The following is a 17,015-nucleotide window of genomic DNA, read 5'->3' as shown; positions in this document are numbered from 1 at the left end:
TACGGGCGGGGGTGGCGGCGATGAGCTCGATCCTGCCGACCCTGCTGTTGATCTTCGCCGGGGTGCTGGTGGGTGGGACCTGGTCCCTGCACCGGCAGGGTGCCCCGCGCGGGGCCGTCGTGGTCACCGCCCTGCTGGCGGTGCTGGCCACCGTGGCCGGGGTGCTGTGGCTGCTGCCCGGGGAGGGATCGTGACGGACCGCGACACCCCCCGGCCCCGGGTGGTGGTGCTCGACTACGGCTCGGGCAACCTGCGTTCCGCCGAGCGGGCCCTGGCCGCCGCCGGTGCCGACGTCACGGTCACCGACGACCTGGTCGCCGCGGCCGACGCCGACGGTCTGGTGGTGCCCGGCGTCGGTGCCTTCGCCGCCTGCATGGCCGGCATCGAGGCGCTCGGCGCCGGCCCGGTGATCGCCGGGCGGGTCGCCGCCGGCCGTCCGGTGCTGGGCATCTGCGTGGGCATGCAGATCCTCTTCGAGTCCGGCGACGAACACGGCGTGATCACCAAGGGGCTGGGTCTGCTGCCGGGCAACGTGACGCGGTTGCCCGCCGCCCGGCTGCCGCACATGGGCTGGAACACCGTCGCGCCGCCGGTCGGCTCGGTGCTGTTCGCCGGATTGCCGGCCGACAGCCGGTTCTACTTCGTGCACTCGTACGCCGTCTGCGACCCCACCGCACTTCTCGCGGCCGGTGCCCGGGTCACCACCGCCCACCACGACGCCGATTTCGTCGCCGCGGTGGAGCGGGGGCCCCTGTCGGCCGCCCAGTTCCACCCGGAGAAGTCCGCCGACACCGGTGCCACGTTGCTGCGCAACTGGCTGGCCACCGTACCCACCGATGGCTGAACCGAACGGCCGACCGGTCGGGTCCGACGGCCGGGTGTCGTGGAGGCCGCGGTGAGCAAGGAGCGAGCCCGCCGCCGTGCGGTCCGGGAGGCGGAGGCGGCGCGCCGACGGGTGGCCCGGGAACGGGCGCTGGCCCGCCGGGCCCGACGCCGGGCGCTGATCCGGCGGATGGTGCCGACCGTACGACGGGGTCGGACGGGACGTCTGTTGAGGTACTCGCGCCGCGAACGGGCCACCATCGTGGCGCTGACCCTGGCGGCGATCGCGCTGATCTGGGTGCTCGTGCCCGACCTGGCGCTGCGCGTCGTGTTGATCGTGCTGTTGCTGCTCGTACTGCCGGTGATCGTGGTGGTCGCCCTGGACCGCCGTTCCTGATCTGGAAGGACAAAGACACGTGAGCCTCACTCTGTTGCCCGCCGTGGACGTCGCCGACGGCCAGGCCGTCCGGCTCGTACAGGGCGCTGCCGGCAGCGAGACCACCTACGGCGACCCGCTGGAGGCCGCCCTGGCGTGGCAGCGGGACGGGGCCGAGTGGATTCACCTGGTCGACCTGGATGCGGCGTTCGGCCGGGGTTCCAACGCCGCACTGCTCGCCGAGGTGGTGCGCCGTCTCGACGTGCAGGTGGAGTTGTCCGGTGGCATCCGCGACGACGCCTCCCTGCGTGCCGCCCTGGCCACCGGCGCGACCCGGGTGAACATCGGCACCGCCGCCCTGGAGGATCCGCAGTGGTGTGACCGGATCTGCGGCGAGTACGGCGACCGGGTCGCGATCGGCCTGGACGTGCGGGGCCGTACCCTCGCGGCCCGGGGCTGGACCCGCGACGGCGGCGACCTGTACGAGGTGCTGGAGCGGCTCGACAAGGCCGGTGCCGCCCGGTACGTGGTGACCGACATCACCAAGGACGGCACCATGCGCGGGCCGAACCTGGACCTGCTGCGGGAGGTGTGCGCCCGCACCGACGCGCCGGTGATCGCCTCCGGCGGAGTCTCGACGCTTGACGACCTGCGTGCGCTGGCCACCCTGGAACCGATCGGCGTCGAGGGCGTGATCGCCGGGAAGGCGCTCTACGCCGGCGCCTTCACCGTCGCGGAGGCCCTCCAGGCCCTCGCCGAGCAGTGAGGATCTGGTCATGACGGTGGCGGTACGGGTGATCCCCTGTCTCGATGTGGACGCGGGTCGGGTGGTCAAGGGCGTCAACTTCCTCGACCTGCGTGACGCCGGTGACCCGGTCGAGTTGGCGGCGGCCTACGACCGGGCCGGCGCGGACGAGTTGACCTTCCTCGACGTGACCGCCTCGTCCAGTGACCGGGGCACCATGCTGGACGTGGTGCGGCGTACCGCCGAGTCGGTCTTCATCCCGCTGACCGTCGGCGGTGGTGTGCGGGCGGTCGCGGACGTGGACACCCTGCTGCGTGCCGGTGCCGACAAGGTCGGGGTGAACACCGCGGCGATCGCCCGGCCCGAGTTGATCGCCGAGATCGCCGACCGGTTCGGTCGGCAGGTGCTGGTGCTCTCGCTGGACGTGCGCCGGGCCCCGGCCGGCACCACCCCGAGCGGCTTCGAGGTCACCACGCACGGCGGCCGGCGCGGCACCGGGCTGGACGCCGTGCAGTGGGCGCAGCGGGTCGCGGAGTTGGGCGCCGGTGAGATCCTGCTCAACTCCATGGACGCCGACGGCACCAAGGCCGGGTTCGACCTCGAACTGATCGGCGCGGTACGCCGGGTGGTGGACGTGCCCGTGGTGGCCAGCGGCGGCGCGGGCGAGGTGGCGCACTTCCCGCCGGCGATCGGCGCCGGCGCCGACGCGGTGCTGGCCGCCAGCGTCTTCCACTTCGGTGAGCTGACCGTCGGCGAGGTCAAGGACGCGCTGCGGACGGCAGGTCACCCCGTTCGCTGACGCCCTGCGCGGTCAGCTGCGCCCGGAGTGCCCTTCGGGGGACTGCCGGGGCATCGGGATGGTCCGCACCAGATATTCCTGCACGGCGGCGGCGTGCTCGGCCTCATCCAGGTGCCATTCGGCGGTGCCCGGCGCGTGCCGGCGGTCGAGCACGCTCTGCACGGTGTCGACAGTGGTGGCCAGCCCGGCGGTGGGTCGGGAGCGCCAGAGCCGCTCCCCGGCCGGGGTGATCCGGAACCAGCCGTCGGCGACGTCGACCAGGCCGGCGCCGAGCAGCCGCCGGATCGCCTCTTCGATGTCGTGCCGTTCGGGGATGCTCTGGTCGAGATGGTCGGCCGTGGAGAGCACGTCGGCCAGGCGTACGCCCTCGGGGCGGCGGGTGGTCGGAGACCGCCGGTGCCGCCCCGCGCCGCTGGCGATCACCAACGAGACGAAGATCCATGCATCGGTCCGACGCCAGGCGTTCTCCCCCATGTGAAGATTCTGCCGTCCGATCGGTGCCATGAAAACACCACCCACCCATGCGTTACGCCACGTAATGTGCGGGCTCGAATGGTCGACGTTGACCTGGCTCTCGTTCGCGGACGCGCGGCGACGATGGTTGCGTTGAGTGATTGTCAGGGGGTCGGGGCCGTCTCGATCCGCGGTGTCGTCGTCCCGGGGTGCGGCTCCGGCACGTCGAACCGGGGCAGGAAGAACTGCGCCAGCGGCCCGATGGCCAGCGCGTAGGCGATCGTGCCGACGCCGAGTTTGCCGCCCAGCAGCGCGCCCACGGCCAGCACCACGACCTCCATGACGGTACGGACCAGGCGCAGCGACCTTCCGGGTCGGCGGGCGGTGAAGCCGGTCATCAGCCCGTCGCGGGGGCCGGGCCCGAGGCGGGCGCCGAGGTAGAGGGCGGTGGCCATACCGTTGCCCACGATCCCGGCAGTGAGCAGGGCGATCTGGGCGGCGAGCGGTTCCACCGGTGGCAGCAGGGCCAGGGTCAGGTCGACCGCCAGGCCGACCACGACGGCATTGGCGAGGGTGCCGATGCCGGGCCGTTGCCGCAGCGGGATCCAGGCCAGCAGGACCAGCAGGCCGACGGCGATGACCACCGTGCCCATGCTGAGGCCGGTGAGTCGGGACACGCCCTGGTGGAACACGTCCCACGGGTTCAGGCCGAGTTCGGAGCGGACCATCAAAGCCATGCTGGCGCCGTAGAGGAGCAGCCCGCCGAAGAGTTGCACCAGGCGCCGGACCGGACGGTGGCGCAGGTTGCCAATGAGCATCACGCATGCCACCCTAGGGGCCAATTCGCGCCTTTGAAGAGCCAATATTCGGGGAGTGGCTGTGACAAGTCAGGTGCGGGGAGCCCAATTGGCCCGCCTGCTCGGGCAATGGCATGCGCTCCCGGGTCGTCGACGCAGTCCGGACTACGCCGCGCTGGCCGGTGCCGTACGGGGCCTGCTCGCCGACGGGCGGCTACCGCTGGGCGTACGCCTGCCGGCCGAGCGGGACCTGGCCGAGGCGTTGCAGATCAGCCGTACCACCGTCACCGCCGCCTACCGCGAGTTGCGCGACAGCGGGCACCTGGCCAGCCGGCGCGGCGCGGGCAGTTGGACGATGCTGCCCGGGACGCACCGGGTGGCCAGCAACGGGCTGTGGATCCCGCTGGACGACCGGGAGATGCTCGACCTCGGCGTGGCGGCGTTGGCCGCACCGCCGGAGCTGCTGCCGGCCGCCCGTGCGGCGGCCGAGGACCTGCCGCGCTACCTCGGCGGGGCCGGCTACCACCCGATCGGGATCATCGAGCTGCGGGAGGCGGTGGCACAGGCGTACGTCGACCGTGGGCTGCCCACCTCACCGGACCAGATCATGGTCACCAACGGCACCCAGCACGCGCTGGACCTGGTGCTGCGGCTGGCACTGGCCCCCGGTGGCAGCGTGCTTGTCGAGTCGCCGAGCTACCCCAACGCGCTGGCCGCGCTCGCCGCCCGACGGGCCCGGATCACCACCCACGGCCTGTCCGCCGAGCTCGACGGCTGGGACGCCGACCTGATGCTCGGCTCGCTGCGCCAGGTGCGCCCGCGCGTCGCGTACCTGATCCCCGACTTCCAGAACCCGACCGGCCACCTGATGCCGGCCGAGCTGCGGGAACGACTGGTGGCCACCGCCCACGCGGTCGGCACCGACCTGGTGATCGACGAGTCGTTCGTGGACCTGTCGCTGGACGACGCCGTGCTGCCGCCGCCGACCGCCAGCTTCGACAGGCACTCCCGGGTCGTCAGCATCGGCGGCATGAGCAAACCGTTCTGGGGCGGACTGCGGATCGGCTGGATCCGCGCCTCCGCCCCGCAGGTGCAGCGGCTGGCCGCCGCCCGGGTGGGCGTCGACATGGCGAGCCCGGTGCTGGACCAACTGGTCGCCGTGCACCTGATGGCCGCCGCGCCGGCCATCGTGGCCGCCCGGCGGGCGCAGCTGACCGAACAACGCGACGCGTTGCTCGGCGCGCTGGCCGCGCGGCTGCCGGAGTGGCGGGTGAGCGTGCCGCGCGGTGGCGTCACGCTCTGGGCCGAGCTGGACGGGCCGATCTCCAGCGCCCTGGCGCGGGCGGCCGAGGAGGTCGGCGTACGGCTGGCGCCCGGTCCCCGCTTCGGCCTGGACGGCACCCTGGAGCGTTTCCTGCGGCTGCCGTTCACCCTGCCGTCGGCCGACCTGGTCGAGGCGGTCGGACGGATCGCCGCGGTCCGCTACGACCTGGACCGGGGCGGGGCGCCCCGCTGGCGGGAGCCGAGCGTCATCGCCTGAACCGGCACCTGTCGATTCGACCCCGCCGCAGCGGTGCTGGCGGGCAGACTGCCGAGGTGGGCGATGTCGGGCGGGTGCACTGGTCGCGAGGGGTGTGGCCGAACGCGCCCGGTTCCCGCGTCACCCGCCTGGAACTCTTCTACGACCTGGTCTTCGTCTTCGCCTTCATCCGGGTCACCACGCTCACCGCGGAGACGCCCACCGCCCGCGGACTGGTGTAGTGCCTGATCGTGCTAGCGCTGCTCTGGTGGGCGTGGACCGGCTTCGCGGTGGTCGGCAACGTGGTCCGTACCGACCAGGGCGTCCTGCCGTTCCTCACGTTCGCCACGACGGCCGCGGCCTTCGTGTTCACCCTCGCCATGTCGCAGGCGTTCCGGGACCGGCCCGGCGACCTGTCCGGCCCGCTGGTCTTCGCCGTCTGCTACTTCGCGGTGCGGGCCAGCCAGGTGGCCATCCTCGGGTGGCTGGCTCACGGCGATCCGGAGTTGCGCCGCCGTTTCCTGCTCGTGGCCGGGCGTGGACTGCTGGTCGGGGTGCTGGTGCTGGCCGCCGCGCTGCTGCCGCAGTCGTTGACCACCGAGACGGGCGAGATCAGTCTGCGGCTGACGCTGTGGATCGTCGCGCTGGCCGTGGAGTACGGCGCCGGGTTGTTGTTGCGGGGCAGCGGCTGGACGGTGCTGTCGGCCGGTCACTGGGCGGAACGGCACGCGCTGATCGTGCTGGTGGCGCTCGGCGAGACGATCATCGCCCTCGGGTTGGGCGGCGGAGTCGACACCGAGTCGCCGTTGACCTGGCGGGTGGTCGTCGCGGCGCTGCTCGCCGTGGCGGTGGTCAGCTCGTGGTGGTGGGCGTACTTCGACACCATGGCGTTGGCCATGGAGCAGGTGCTGCACCGCACCCGGGACCGGCTGGCCCGGGCCGTGCTGGCCCGAGATGCGTACACTTATCTGCATCTGCTGCTGGTCGCCGGCCCGATCCTGTTCGCCCTGGGGCTCAAGGGCCTGATCGGCGGGCGGGGCACCCCGGGCGGCGAGTTGCCCGTCTTCGATCTGGCGGTGCTCTTTGGCGGGGCGGCGACCTACCTGGTCGGGTTGGTGGCGCTCGGCTGGCGGGTGTTGCGCCTGGTGCGGTGGCCGAGCCTGGCCGCGGTGGCCGGGTTGGCGCTGCTGGCGCCGGTCGCCGCGCGGCTGCCGGCGGTGACGGCGCTGGCGCTGCTCACCGGGATCATGCTGGTGGCGACGGTGGTGCAGACGCGGGTGGACGCACCGCTGCGCCGCGAGGTGCGCGAGACGGCGTGGGCCGAGCAGGTCGCCGCCGAGGCCGAGCAGTCCGAGTGGCGTCGACGGCACCTGTGAGCGGCCCGACCTGGCTGCGCGCCGAGCCGGCCCCGCGGGCGGGGCCGGCTCGGCCAGGTGCGCGCGGGCGTGCCGTCAGAGCTCGACGACGGTGCCGGTGTACATCTTGTCGATCTCGGTGGAGAAGTTGCTCTCCACCCCGCGACGCTTGATCTTCAACGACGGGGTGATCTCGCCGTCCTCGATGGTCAGGTCACGCGGCAGAATGGTGACCCGCTTGATGGTCTCCCAGCGGTTGAGCTTGCTGTTCAGTTGCGCGACGTACTCCTCGACCATCGCCTTCGCCTCCGGCGAGGCGACGATCTCGGCGTACGGCCGACCCTCCAGCGGCGTGCCCGCCGCCCAGCCGGCGATGGCGTCCGGGTCGAGCGTGACAAGCATGGTGCAGTAGTTGCGGGCCTGGCCGATGACGACGGCCTGCGAGGTGTACGGGCAGGTCGCCTTGAACATGCCTTCGATGTACGACGGGGCGACGTACTTGCCGCCGGAGGTCTTGACCAGGTCCTTCTTCCGGTCGGTGATGCGCAGGTAGCCGTCGGCGTCGAGGTCGCCGATGTCGCCGGTGCGGAAGAATCCGTCCTCGGTGAAGGCGGCGGCGGTCTCCTCGGGCAGGTTGTGGTAGCCACGCATCACCGGTCGACCCTTGATCAGGATCTCGCCGTCAGAGTCGATGCGGCACTCCAGGTCGCCCATCGCCTTGCCCACCGTGCCGATGCGCAGCCCGTCCGGCGGATTGACGAAGTTGCCGGCGCTGGACTCGGTGAGCCCGTAGCCCTCGGAGATCGGCAGGTTCGCGGCGGCGAAGAAGGTGGCGATCTCCGGGCTGAGCGGGGCGGCCCCCGACACCAGGACCCGGATCCGGCCACCGAGGCGGGCCTGGAGCTTGCTGAAGACCAGCTTCTCGGCCAGCGCGTACTTGAACTTCAGCCCGCCGGGCAGCGGCTTGCCGGCCTGCTCCAGGGCGACCTTCTCCTTGCCGACCCCGACCGCCCAGGCGAAGATCTTCGCCTTCGCGCCACCGGCGTCCTGCGCGGTGGTCACCGACTTGTTGTAGACCTTCTCGAAGACCCGGGGCGCACCGCACATCAGCGTCGGCCGGACCACCGAGAGCAACTCGACAAGCTTGTCGACCCGACCGTCGACGTACGTCGGCAGGCCCACGTGGGTGGCGCCGCAGAGCAACGTCTTGCCGAACGAGTGCGACAGCGGCAGCCAGAGGTACTGCAGGTCGTCGTCGCGCAGCAGCCCGACCGCCTCCTGCGCGACACCCTCCCAGCACCAGCCGCCGTGCAGCAGCTCGACGCCCTTGGGTCGGCCGGTGGTGCCGGAGGTGTAGATCAGGGTGGCCAGGTGGTCGGGACCGATCTTGGCGACCAGGCGTTCGACCAGTTCCGGATCGTCGGCGAGCCGCTCGGCGCCCTGCTGTTCGAGCTGAGCGAGGGTCAGCTGGGGGATGGCCGCCGACGGGTCCGGCTCACCATCGATGAGGACCACGTGGGTCAGCGCGGGCAGCTGCGCACCGGCGATCTTCGCCGCCTGTCCCGGGTCCTCGGCGAACAGCACCTTCGAACCGGAGTCGGAGATGATGTAGGTGGCGTCGTCGGGTTCGGTGGTCGGGTAGACCGTGGTCGTCGCGCCACCGGCGCACATGATGCCGAAATCGGCGATGATCCAGTCGAGTCGCGTGTTCGCCAGGATCGCCACCGGATCCTCCTGGCCGACACCCAGACCGTGCAGACCGGCGGCGACCGCCTTGGCCCGCTCGGCGACCTGGGACCAGGTCAGCCAGACCGGGGCGTTGTCCGGACCGGGGCGACCGAAAGCGTGACGATCCGGGGTGGCTGCCACGCGCTTGAGGAACATGTCAGGAATGGAGCGGTACGGTACATCGAGAGCCATCGCTGTAGCCGCCTTCAGGGGGGTGGAGGCGTGACCATCGTCACGGCCGGTGTTGGTTACCGAAGGGTATTGCCTGTGCGGGGCATCGGCTAGACCTCCGGATCATCCACCAGGCCCGTTTCCCGTGCCGAATGCCTGTCTCAGGCGTACCGCTCCGCTGCCAGGGACCAGTCGTAGGTGGCCCGGATCCAGTTCCGTCGCGTCGTCAACGCCGGTCGTACCGCGTCGCCGTGCTGCGCCAGCAGGTTGCTCTCGGTGCTCAGATAGGTGCCGAGTTCGTGGTTGAAGCGAGCCGCGGCGGCCCGCATCGCCGCCCGCTCGTCCCCGGTCTCCCGGCTCAGCACGGTGACCAGGTTGTGCGCGTCCGGGCCGGTCCGGTGCTCCTTGCGGTACGAGAAGACGTCGTTGCACCAGCAGATCAGGTTGGCGGCGATCAACTCCAGGGCGGCCCACTGCGGGTCGGCCCGGCGTTCGGCCGGCGGCAGACCGTCCAGAGCCAGGTCGGTCAGGGCGAGGCTGGGGAACACGCCGCCGGTGTGCCGGCGCATCTGCACGTACTCGTGCACCGGAGGCACCCGGTCGTGCTCCCGGTTGGCCGCCTCCCACAGCAGCGCGAGCAGGTATTCCCGCATGGCGGCGGTGAACCGCAGCATTACGGCCGGCCGTCCGTAGGCGCGCACCCGCCGGCACAGGTCGGCCAACGCCAGCCCCAGCGGGCCGGCGGCCGGTACGGTGCCCGGCCCACCGTGCAGGTCCAGCACGTCCAGCAGGGCCGCCGCGGTGGGCGAGAGGCGCGTCGGATCATTGCCCAGACCGTCCTCGTCGCAGGCGTCGTCCATCACGAACAGCCAGGTGATCAGGTCGGAGAGCAGGCGCAGGCGGTCACGGGGTGCCTGTGGGCAGGCCCGGCTGGCGAGCCCGGCGGCGTCGGCCCGATGCAGTCGCTGTCCGTTACTGATCAGACCTAGCTCTTGTGCCCAGGCTGCGCTTTCCCGAGCCACCACTTCGGTGTCGCCGTGCTGGGTCGTGGTGAAGGGGGGCTCGTGCAGTACCGAGAGCGCTAAGGTTCGCATGGAGTTCCCTGTTCCGCCGCCCCCGGAGCGGAGCGGCGCGGCCAGAGTACGGGAGCCTCGATCAACGCAGGGTGTTGGCTGTATAACGTTTCGATTCTGTTCACTGGCTGCTTCTGCACATTTGGCTAAAAGCCCAGCTTGGCGTCGCGTAGCCGATCCGCCAGGCCAGGGGCGCCGTCGATCTCCACTTGCGCCACCCGCTGCCGACCGGACAGGAACAGGATCAGCTCGCCCGGCGCGCCCACCAGCCGCAGCGGTTCACCGCCCCGGCCGGTGGCCACCTCGCCGTGCCCCGGCGCGACGACTGTCAACTGGGCCGGGAACCGGCGTAGCGCCATCCGCGCCAGGGTGGAGCTGCGCCGCCACAGTGCCTGGTCCAGTTCGGCCGGCAACTGGCGCGGCTGCCACTGCGGCTGGGCCCGGCGTACGTCCTCGTGATGGATGAAGAACTCCATCATGTTGGCCAACTCGTCGGTCAACGGGTTGCTCATCGGGCTCCACACCGGAGGGTGGCGTACCTGGTCGAGCAGTTGCGCCCAGTCGCCCGCCGCGACCTGCCGGCGGATCCGCTCGCCGCGATCGCGCAGCGGGGCGAGCACGAGGCCGGCGGCGGCGTCCGGTCGACGCTCGCGTACCACGAGGTGTGCGGCGAGGTCGCGAACCGTCCAACCCTCGTTGATGGTGGGGGCGTCCGGTCCCAACCCTGACATCAGATCGGTGAGCGCTTGGCGTTCGGATCGGGCGTACCGCGGCATGACTGCGATGGTAGGTGCAACTGACCGGTCCTGCCGGGTTCGCCGGTGCGCCGGTTGCTCCGGCCGGAGGTGACGTCGGACATATCACCCGGGGTCGGCGGGACGAGCGGGCAACGGTAAGGATGAGAGAGGATACTGGCGGCTTACGGCGGGGGAGACAGTGGCGAGCGGGACAAGTCGGGACGTGCTCGGTCGCGGGCTGGGCGTCCTGGGACGGGCCATCCGCGAACAGCCGAGGATCTTCGCGGTCGCGGTCAGCGGCAGCGTGCTGTTCGGCGCGATGGTGGTGGCCAGCGCATTCGTGGTCGGTCGGGTGGTCGGCGACGTGGTGGTCCCGGCGATCGAGCGCGGCTCGGTCGGGGTGAGCGCCCTGGCCATCGCGGCCACCGCGCTGTTCGGGCTCAGCGTGCTGCGGGTGGTCGGCATCTTCGGTCGGCGACTCGGCGCGGGATACATGCAGTACCGCCTCCAGGCCGATTACCGGCGTCGGGTCACCCGCCGCTACCTCGACCTGCCGTTGTCCTGGCACCACCGCAACGCCACCGGCACCCTGCTGTCCAACGCGAACTCCGACGTGGAGGCGGCCTGGCAACCGATCGCCCCGCTGCCCTTCGCGGTCGGCACGCTGGTGATGCTGGTGGGCGCGGTGTCGTCGCTCTTCTTCACCGACTGGGCGCTGGCCCTGGTCGGGCTGGCGGTGTTCCCGGCACTGTTCGCGCTCAACGTCGCCTACTCCCGGCGGATGGCACCGCGGCAGGCCCGTGCCCAGCGGCTGCGGGCCGAGGTCAGCGGGATCGCCCACGAGAGCTTCGACGGCGCGCTGGTGGTCAAGACGATGGGCCGGGAGAGTCAGGAGACCGCCCGGTTCGCCGACCGGACCGGACAGCTGCGCGACGCGTTGATCTCCGTGGGCCGGCTGCGCGGCATCTTCGATCCGATGCTGGAGACCCTGCCCAGCCTCGGCACCCTGGCGGTGCTGGTGGTCGGTGCGTACCGCCTGCGCCAGGGGGCCATCGACGTGGCGGAGCTGGTCAGCGTGGCCTTCCTCTTCACCGTGCTGGCGTTTCCGGTGCGGGCGATCGGCTGGGTGCTGGCCGAACTGCCGCGCAGCGTCGCCGGCTGGGACCGGGTCAGCCGGGTGCTCGACGCCACCGGCGAGATGCCGTACGGCGAGCAGCGGCTCGCCCCCACCGCCGCGCCGGCCTCGCTCACCTTCACCGACGTCGGCTTCGCCTACGAGCCCGCCGAAGCGCACCTGCCCGGCGCGCAGGTGCTCGGCGAGGTCTCCTTCACCGTCGAGCCCGGCAGGACCGTCGCCCTGGTCGGGCCGACCGGCTCCGGCAAATCGACAATCGCTTCGCTGGCCGTGCGGCTGGTGGACCCGCTGGCCGGCGCGGTCCGCATCGACGGGGTGGACGTGCGGCAGTTGACCGCGGATTCGCTCGCCGCCAACGCCGCCCTGGTCGCGCAGGTGCCGTTCATCTTCGACGACACGATCCGGGCGAACGTCTCGCTGGACCGGCCGGGCATCGACGACGAGGTGGTCTGGAGCGCGTTGCGGTTGGCCGAGGCCGACGGCTTCGTCGCCGCCCTGCCCGACGGACTGGACACCATGGTCGGCGAGCGGGGCACCTCGCTCTCCGGCGGCCAACGGCAGCGCCTCACCCTGGCCCGGGCGCTGGCCGGGCGACCCCGGCTGCTGGTGCTCGACGACGCGACAAGCGCGGTCGACCCTCGGGTGGAGGCCGCCATCCTGGCCGGGCTGCGCTCGTCGGCGACCGGTGGTCCCGGCGCGTCGATCCTGGTGGTGGCGTACCGCCGGGCCACCATCGCGCTCGCCGACGAGGTCATCTACCTGGAGCAGGGCCGGGTGCTCGCCCGCGGCACCCATTCGACGTTGCTGGCCACCGTGCCGGGCTACGCCGACCTGGTCACCGCCTACGAACAGGCCGAGGTCGACCCCGAGAGCACAGCGCAGGACTACGACGAGGTGGCCCCCCTGCCCTCCGGCCTGGAGGTGGACCGGTGACCGCGAGGAAGGTAGGGAACGAAGGGTGGGTCCGGTGAGCGCGAGGAACGCGGCGCAGCGCAGTCCCGCGGTCGGGAACGAAGGTGGACCGGTGAACGCGGCGTCGGAACGGGTCGAGTCGACCTGGGCGACGCTGCGCCGTGGCCTGGCCCTGTCCCCGGAGTTGCGGGTGGGCCTGGCCGGCACGCTCGGCCTGGCGTTGGTCTACATGCTCGGCCGGGTGGCCGTACCGGTGGCCGTGCAGCAGGGCATCGACCGGGGCATCGTCGGTGGGCTCGACCTGAACGCCCTGTTCGTCGTGGTGGCGGTGACCGCTGCCGTGCTGGTGGTGACCACCGCCTGCGGCTACCTGATGATGCGACGACTGTTCACCGTCAGCGAGACCGCGCTGGCCGGCGTACGGGTGCGGGCCTTCCGGCACGTGCACGACCTGTCGATGTTGCACCAGCAGTCCGAGCGGCGGGGTTCGCTGGTGTCCCGGGTGACCAGCGACGTCGACCAGATCACCCAGTTCCTCCAGTGGGGTGGCGTGATCCTGCTGGTCAACCTGGGGCAGTTGGCGGTCACCACAGTGGTGATGCTGGCGTACTCCTGGCAGTTGACCCTGGTGGTCTTCGCCGCCTTCGTACCGGCGGTCCTGGTGATCCGGCTGCTGCAGCGCCGACTGGCCGCCGCGTACGGGGTGGTCCGGCAGCGGACCGGCGCGTTGCTCGGCGCGGTCGGTGAGAGCGTGGTGGGTGCGCCGGTGATCCGGGCGTACGGCATCGCCGGGCGCACCGCCCGGCGGCTGGACCAGGCGATCGACAGTCAACGGCAGGCCCAGCAGAAGGCGATCCGGATCAGCATTCTGGGCAGTTCGGTCGGCGAGCTGGCCGCCGGGGTGGCGCTGGCCGGGGTGGTGGTCGTCGGTGTGCTTCTCGGCGCCGACCAGACGCTGAGCATCGGTGAGGTCACCGCGTTCCTGTTCCTCGTGACGTTGTTCATCCAGCCCGTGCAGATCGCCACGGAGGTGCTCAACGAGGCGCAGAACGCGATCGCCGGCTGGCGTCGGGTGCTGGATGTGCTGGACGTGTCCCCGGACGTGGCCGACCCGGGCGAGCAGGGGCGGGAGTTGCCGCCCGGCCCGCTGGACATCCGGTTCGCCGGGGTGAGTTTCGCCTACCCGAACGGCCCGACGGTGCTGCACGACGTCAGCCTGGAGATCCCGGCGAAGAGCCGGGTGGCGGTGGTCGGCGAGACCGGCAGCGGCAAGACCACCTTCGCCAAGCTGCTCACCCGACTGATGGACCCGACCCAGGGCGACGTGCTGCTCTCCGGGGTGCCACTGACCGACGTCCGGTTCGAATCGCTGCGTTCCCGGGTGGTGATGGTGCCGCAGGACGGCTTCCTGTTCGACGCCACCGTCGCCGACAACGTCCGCTTCGGTCGCCCCGAGTTGACCGACGAGCAGCTCACCGCCGCCTTCACCGAGTTGGGGCTGAGTGACTGGCTGGACGGTCTGCCGGCCGGTTTGGCCACCGGGGTCGGCGAGCGTGGTGAGGCGTTGAGCGTGGGGGAGCGGCAGTTGGTCGCGTTGGCCCGGGCGTACGTCGCCGATCCGGATCTGCTGGTGCTGGACGAGGCGACAAGCGCCGTCGACCCGGCCACGGAGGTCCGGCTGCAACGGACCCTGGACGCGGTGACCCGGGGCCGGACCACCCTGGCCATCGCGCACCGGCTCTCCACGGCGCAGAGCGCCGACGAGGTGATCGTGGTGGACCGGGGCCGGATCGTGCAGCGCGGTCCGCACGACGAGTTGGTCGCCGACCCGGATTCGGTCTACGGCCTGCTCTACGCCTCCTGGCTGGAACAGACCCGCTGATCAGAGCGGGGCGGTGAGGTAGCGCCCGATGGTGGGGGCGATCGCGGCGACCAGGACCTCGGGATCGGCGGTGGCGATCGGCTCCAGCCGGATCACGTGCCGCATCACCGCCAGCCCGACCAGTTGGCTGGCCAGCAGTGACCCGCGTAGCGGCACCTCCGCCGGGTCGACGTCGACGTGGTCGAGGATCGGGCGCAGCACGTGGATGGTGACGAACTCGCGCAGCAGCCGGGCGGTCCATTCGTTGCTGACCGCGGAGCGCAGCATGGCGATCCCGGCGGTGCCGGCGGGGGAGTCCCACACCGAGAGGAAGGTCCGCACGATCCGTTCGCCGAGGCCCGCGCGGTCGCCGGCGAGCACCGCGGGCAGCACCTCCCGGGGGTCGAACGGCGCCTGCATGGCGGCCAGGAAGAGCTGGTCCTTGCTGCCGAAGTAGTGGTGCACCAGGGCCGGGTCCACTCCGGCGGCGGCGGCGATGGCCCGGATCGTGCTGCCGTCGTACCCCCGCTGCCCGAAGGTGGCCCGGGCCGCGTCGAGGATCGCCTCGCGGGTCGCCGGGTTGCCGGGGCGTCGACCGGTCCGCCGTGCCATCGTCCTCCTTCCGCTCGGTGCCACGCCGCGTCCGGGCCGCCGACGTGTCAGCCGGCGGCCCGGACGCGGGTGTCAGCTGCTGCGTCGTCGCAGGGTGGCCGCGGCGAGCAGCAGCGCCAGCACCGCCACGGCGGCGACCACGGCCACGTCGCGCCACATCGTGGCGGTCGGCTCGGCGTGCGCGCCCACCTCCTGCAGAGCCTCGACGGCGTACGTCAGGGGCAGCGCGTCGCTTACCGCCTGCAACCAGCCGGCCATCTGCTCCCTCGGTACGAACAGCCCGCAGAGCAGCAGCTGCGGCGCGACCACGACCGGCATGAACTGTACGGCCTGGAATTCGGTGCGGGCGAAGGCGCTGCACAGCAGGCCGAGCGCGACGGCCAGCACCGCGTTCAACGCGGCGATCATGATCACCAACCCGCTGCTGCCGGCGGTGTGCAGGTCGAAGACCCAGTACGCCACGGCCGAGGCGATGGTGGCCTGTACCGCGCCGGCCAGCCCGAAGGCGATGCCGTACCCGAAGAGCAGGTCGGCCTTGGCCAGCGGCGTGGTCAGCAGTCGTTCCAGCGTGCCGCTGGTCCGCTCGCGGAGCATGGCGATGCTGGTCACCAGGAACATGATGATGAACGGGAAGAAGCCGAGCATGACCAGCGCGATCCGGTCGAAGGCGGACGACGTTCCCGGCACGCTGGGCTGGTCGGCGTACATGTAGTAGACAAGCGTGAGCAGCACGGTGGGCACCACCACGAGCAGGGCCACCGTACGCCGGTCGTGGCGCAGTTGACGCAGGATGCGCCCGACGGTGGCGACGAGAATCCGGCTGTTCATCACGCCTCCCCGGCCTGCGTCGTCTCGGCCGCCCTGATCAGCCGCAGGAACGCCTCGTCGAGGTCGTCCACCCCGGCGGCGGACCGGACGGCGTCCGGCGTGTCGTCGGCGACCAGCCGTCCGGCGCGGATCAGCAGCAGCCGGTCGCAGCGGGCCGCCTCGTCCATCACGTGACTCGACACCAGCAGCGTCGTCCCGGCCGCGGCCAGTTCGTGGAAGCGGGCCCAGAGGTCGGCGCGCAGCACCGGATCCTGACCGACAGTCGGTTCGTCGAGCACGATCAACTCCGGGTCACCGACAAGTACGCAGGCCAGTGATGCCCGGCTGCGCTGCCCACCGGAGAGGTTGCCCACCAACTGTCGTGCCGCGGCGGCCAGACCCACGTCGGCCACAGCCCGGTCCGCCTCGTCCGCGCCCCGGCCGTGGAGGGTGGCGAAGTAGCGGGCGTTCTCCCGGACCGTGAGGTCGGCGTAGACGCTCGGCGCCTGGGTCAGGTAGCCGACCCGGTGCCGCAGACCCGCCGAGCCGGCCGGCTGACCCAGCACCGTCACCGCGCCGGCCGTGATCACCTGCACTCCGACGATCGCCCGCATCAGGGTGGTCTTGCCGCTTCCGCTCGGCCCGAGCAGCCCGGTGACCGAGCCGCCGGGAACGACGGCGTCGATGCCGTCCAGAACTCGCCGTCCGCCCCGGTCCACGACCAGGCCCCGGACGGCGATCGCGTCGACCATCGTCCACCTCCCAACAAACTCATCAACTGTTGAAATCAACGCTAGTTGAATTGGGTCGACCGGGAAAGGCCGGAAGTGAATCGCGGGCTGATACCACGGGCAACTAATGATTTAACGGACACAGAGTCCGTCATCGGGCATTGCACCTAGATCGGACCTGCGGCAGGATGGCGCAGTGGATCACGCTCCGTCATCGGACAGCCGATTCTTCGACGACTGGACCGCACGGCTGCGGGCGAGCGCCGACCGACCCGTGGTGGGCATTCTGCTCCGCGGCAGCCACGCCCGTCGGGCCGCCACCGCCCACAGCGACGTCGACGTCGACGTTCTGGTCGGCGGTGGTGCGCCGTACGCGGCCCGC

At 71.6% G+C, this 17,015-nt stretch carries 16 protein-coding genes and 1 pseudogene; 9 read left to right on the top strand and 8 right to left on the bottom strand.

The genetic code is table 11. The features are described 5' to 3' along the window. The first annotated feature begins 20 nt into the window (after nt 1-20). From VAB18032_RS32385 to hisF, 5 genes are read left to right on the top strand one after another with little or no spacing between them, the layout of a single operon-like run. Nucleotides 21-194 (top strand): hypothetical protein, encoded by a 174-nt coding sequence (locus tag VAB18032_RS32385; RefSeq protein WP_013735064.1) that lies wholly within the window; start codon nt 21-23, stop codon nt 192-194. After that, nucleotides 191-844, top strand: a complete 654-nt coding sequence (gene hisH / locus VAB18032_RS21680; RefSeq protein ID WP_013735063.1) for an imidazole glycerol phosphate synthase subunit HisH — start codon at nt 191-193, stop codon at nt 842-844. The genes VAB18032_RS32385 and hisH overlap by 4 nt, the downstream gene beginning before the upstream one ends. Before the next feature lie 51 nt (nt 845-895). After that, nucleotides 896-1,219, top strand: coding sequence for a hypothetical protein (locus VAB18032_RS21675; RefSeq protein ID WP_043725305.1), 324 nt, complete (start codon nt 896-898; stop codon nt 1,217-1,219). Between the two features lie 19 nt (nt 1,220-1,238). Next, a complete protein-coding gene (gene priA / locus VAB18032_RS21670; protein ID WP_013735061.1) occupies nt 1,239-1,964 on the top strand; it encodes a bifunctional 1-(5-phosphoribosyl)-5-((5-phosphoribosylamino)methylideneamino)imidazole-4-carboxamide isomerase/phosphoribosylanthranilate isomerase PriA in 726 nt (241 codons plus the stop codon). Nucleotides 1,965-1,974: 10 nt separating this feature from the next. After that, nucleotides 1,975-2,742, top strand: coding sequence for an imidazole glycerol phosphate synthase subunit HisF (hisF, locus tag VAB18032_RS21665; protein ID WP_013735060.1), 768 nt, complete (start codon nt 1,975-1,977; stop codon nt 2,740-2,742). A gap of 12 nt (nt 2,743-2,754) precedes the next feature. Here the strand turns inward: hisF and VAB18032_RS21660 are convergent, their stop codons facing one another. After that, nucleotides 2,755-3,216, bottom strand: a complete 462-nt coding sequence (locus VAB18032_RS21660; RefSeq protein WP_013735059.1) for a hypothetical protein — start codon at nt 3,214-3,216, stop codon at nt 2,755-2,757. Between the two features lie 143 nt (nt 3,217-3,359). Beyond that, complete coding sequence (gene yczE / locus VAB18032_RS21655; RefSeq protein ID WP_086011295.1) at nt 3,360-4,016, bottom strand: membrane protein YczE; 657 nt, start codon at nt 4,014-4,016, stop codon at nt 3,360-3,362. A 58-nt stretch (nt 4,017-4,074) separates the two neighbouring features. On the opposite strand from yczE, the gene yczR reads away from it, so the two are divergent. Then, nucleotides 4,075-5,532, top strand: coding sequence for a MocR-like transcription factor YczR (yczR, locus tag VAB18032_RS21650; protein ID WP_043721521.1), 1,458 nt, complete (start codon nt 4,075-4,077; stop codon nt 5,530-5,532). A gap of 56 nt (nt 5,533-5,588) precedes the next feature. Beyond that, a pseudogene (locus tag VAB18032_RS21645) lies at nt 5,589-6,887 on the top strand (low temperature requirement protein A). A gap of 75 nt (nt 6,888-6,962) precedes the next feature. Here VAB18032_RS21645 and VAB18032_RS21640 read toward each other — a convergent pair. The 3 genes from VAB18032_RS21640 to VAB18032_RS21630 all read right to left on the bottom strand — a co-directional run bounded on the left by VAB18032_RS21640 (nt 6,963) and on the right by VAB18032_RS21630 (nt 10,614). Beyond that, nucleotides 6,963-8,786 (bottom strand): AMP-dependent synthetase/ligase, encoded by a 1,824-nt coding sequence (locus tag VAB18032_RS21640; RefSeq protein WP_013735056.1) that lies wholly within the window; start codon nt 8,784-8,786, stop codon nt 6,963-6,965. A 140-nt stretch (nt 8,787-8,926) separates the two neighbouring features. Next, nucleotides 8,927-9,859 (bottom strand): terpene synthase family protein, encoded by a 933-nt coding sequence (locus VAB18032_RS21635; protein WP_013735055.1) that lies wholly within the window; start codon nt 9,857-9,859, stop codon nt 8,927-8,929. Between the two features lie 125 nt (nt 9,860-9,984). Further along, on the bottom strand, nt 9,985-10,614 hold the full coding sequence (locus VAB18032_RS21630) for a TIGR03085 family metal-binding protein (RefSeq protein WP_043721518.1): 630 nt from the start codon (nt 10,612-10,614) through the stop codon (nt 9,985-9,987). A 160-nt stretch (nt 10,615-10,774) separates the two neighbouring features. Here VAB18032_RS21630 and VAB18032_RS21625 point away from each other — a divergent pair, with 160 nt between their 5' ends. Continuing rightward, nucleotides 10,775-12,643 (top strand): ABC transporter ATP-binding protein, encoded by a 1,869-nt coding sequence (locus VAB18032_RS21625; protein ID WP_050814640.1) that lies wholly within the window; start codon nt 10,775-10,777, stop codon nt 12,641-12,643. A 91-nt stretch (nt 12,644-12,734) separates the two neighbouring features. Beyond that, nucleotides 12,735-14,504, top strand: a complete 1,770-nt coding sequence (locus tag VAB18032_RS21620; RefSeq protein ID WP_013735052.1) for an ABC transporter ATP-binding protein — start codon at nt 12,735-12,737, stop codon at nt 14,502-14,504. Here VAB18032_RS21620 and VAB18032_RS21615 read toward each other — a convergent pair whose 3' ends face one another. From VAB18032_RS21615 to VAB18032_RS21605, 3 genes are all read right to left on the bottom strand, one after another. After that, complete coding sequence (locus tag VAB18032_RS21615; RefSeq protein ID WP_013735051.1) at nt 14,505-15,095, bottom strand: TetR/AcrR family transcriptional regulator; 591 nt, start codon at nt 15,093-15,095, stop codon at nt 14,505-14,507. 72 nt (nt 15,096-15,167) lie between these two features. After that, on the bottom strand, nt 15,168-15,923 hold the full coding sequence (locus tag VAB18032_RS21610; RefSeq protein WP_013735050.1) for an ABC transporter permease: 756 nt from the start codon (nt 15,921-15,923) through the stop codon (nt 15,168-15,170). After that, the gene (locus VAB18032_RS21605; RefSeq protein WP_013735049.1) at nt 15,923-16,654 is read right to left on the bottom strand and encodes an ABC transporter ATP-binding protein; all 732 of its coding nucleotides are present in this window, start codon (nt 16,652-16,654) and stop codon (nt 15,923-15,925) included. The genes VAB18032_RS21610 and VAB18032_RS21605 overlap by 1 nt, the downstream gene beginning before the upstream one ends. Nucleotides 16,655-17,015 lie beyond the last annotated feature (361 nt).

Origin of the sequence: Micromonospora maris AB-18-032, from assembly GCF_000204155.1 — a bacterium.
Classification (GTDB): Bacteria; Actinomycetota; Actinomycetes; order Mycobacteriales; family Micromonosporaceae; genus Micromonospora; species Micromonospora gifhornensis.
This window is presented reverse-complemented; position numbering and strand designations above follow the sequence as displayed.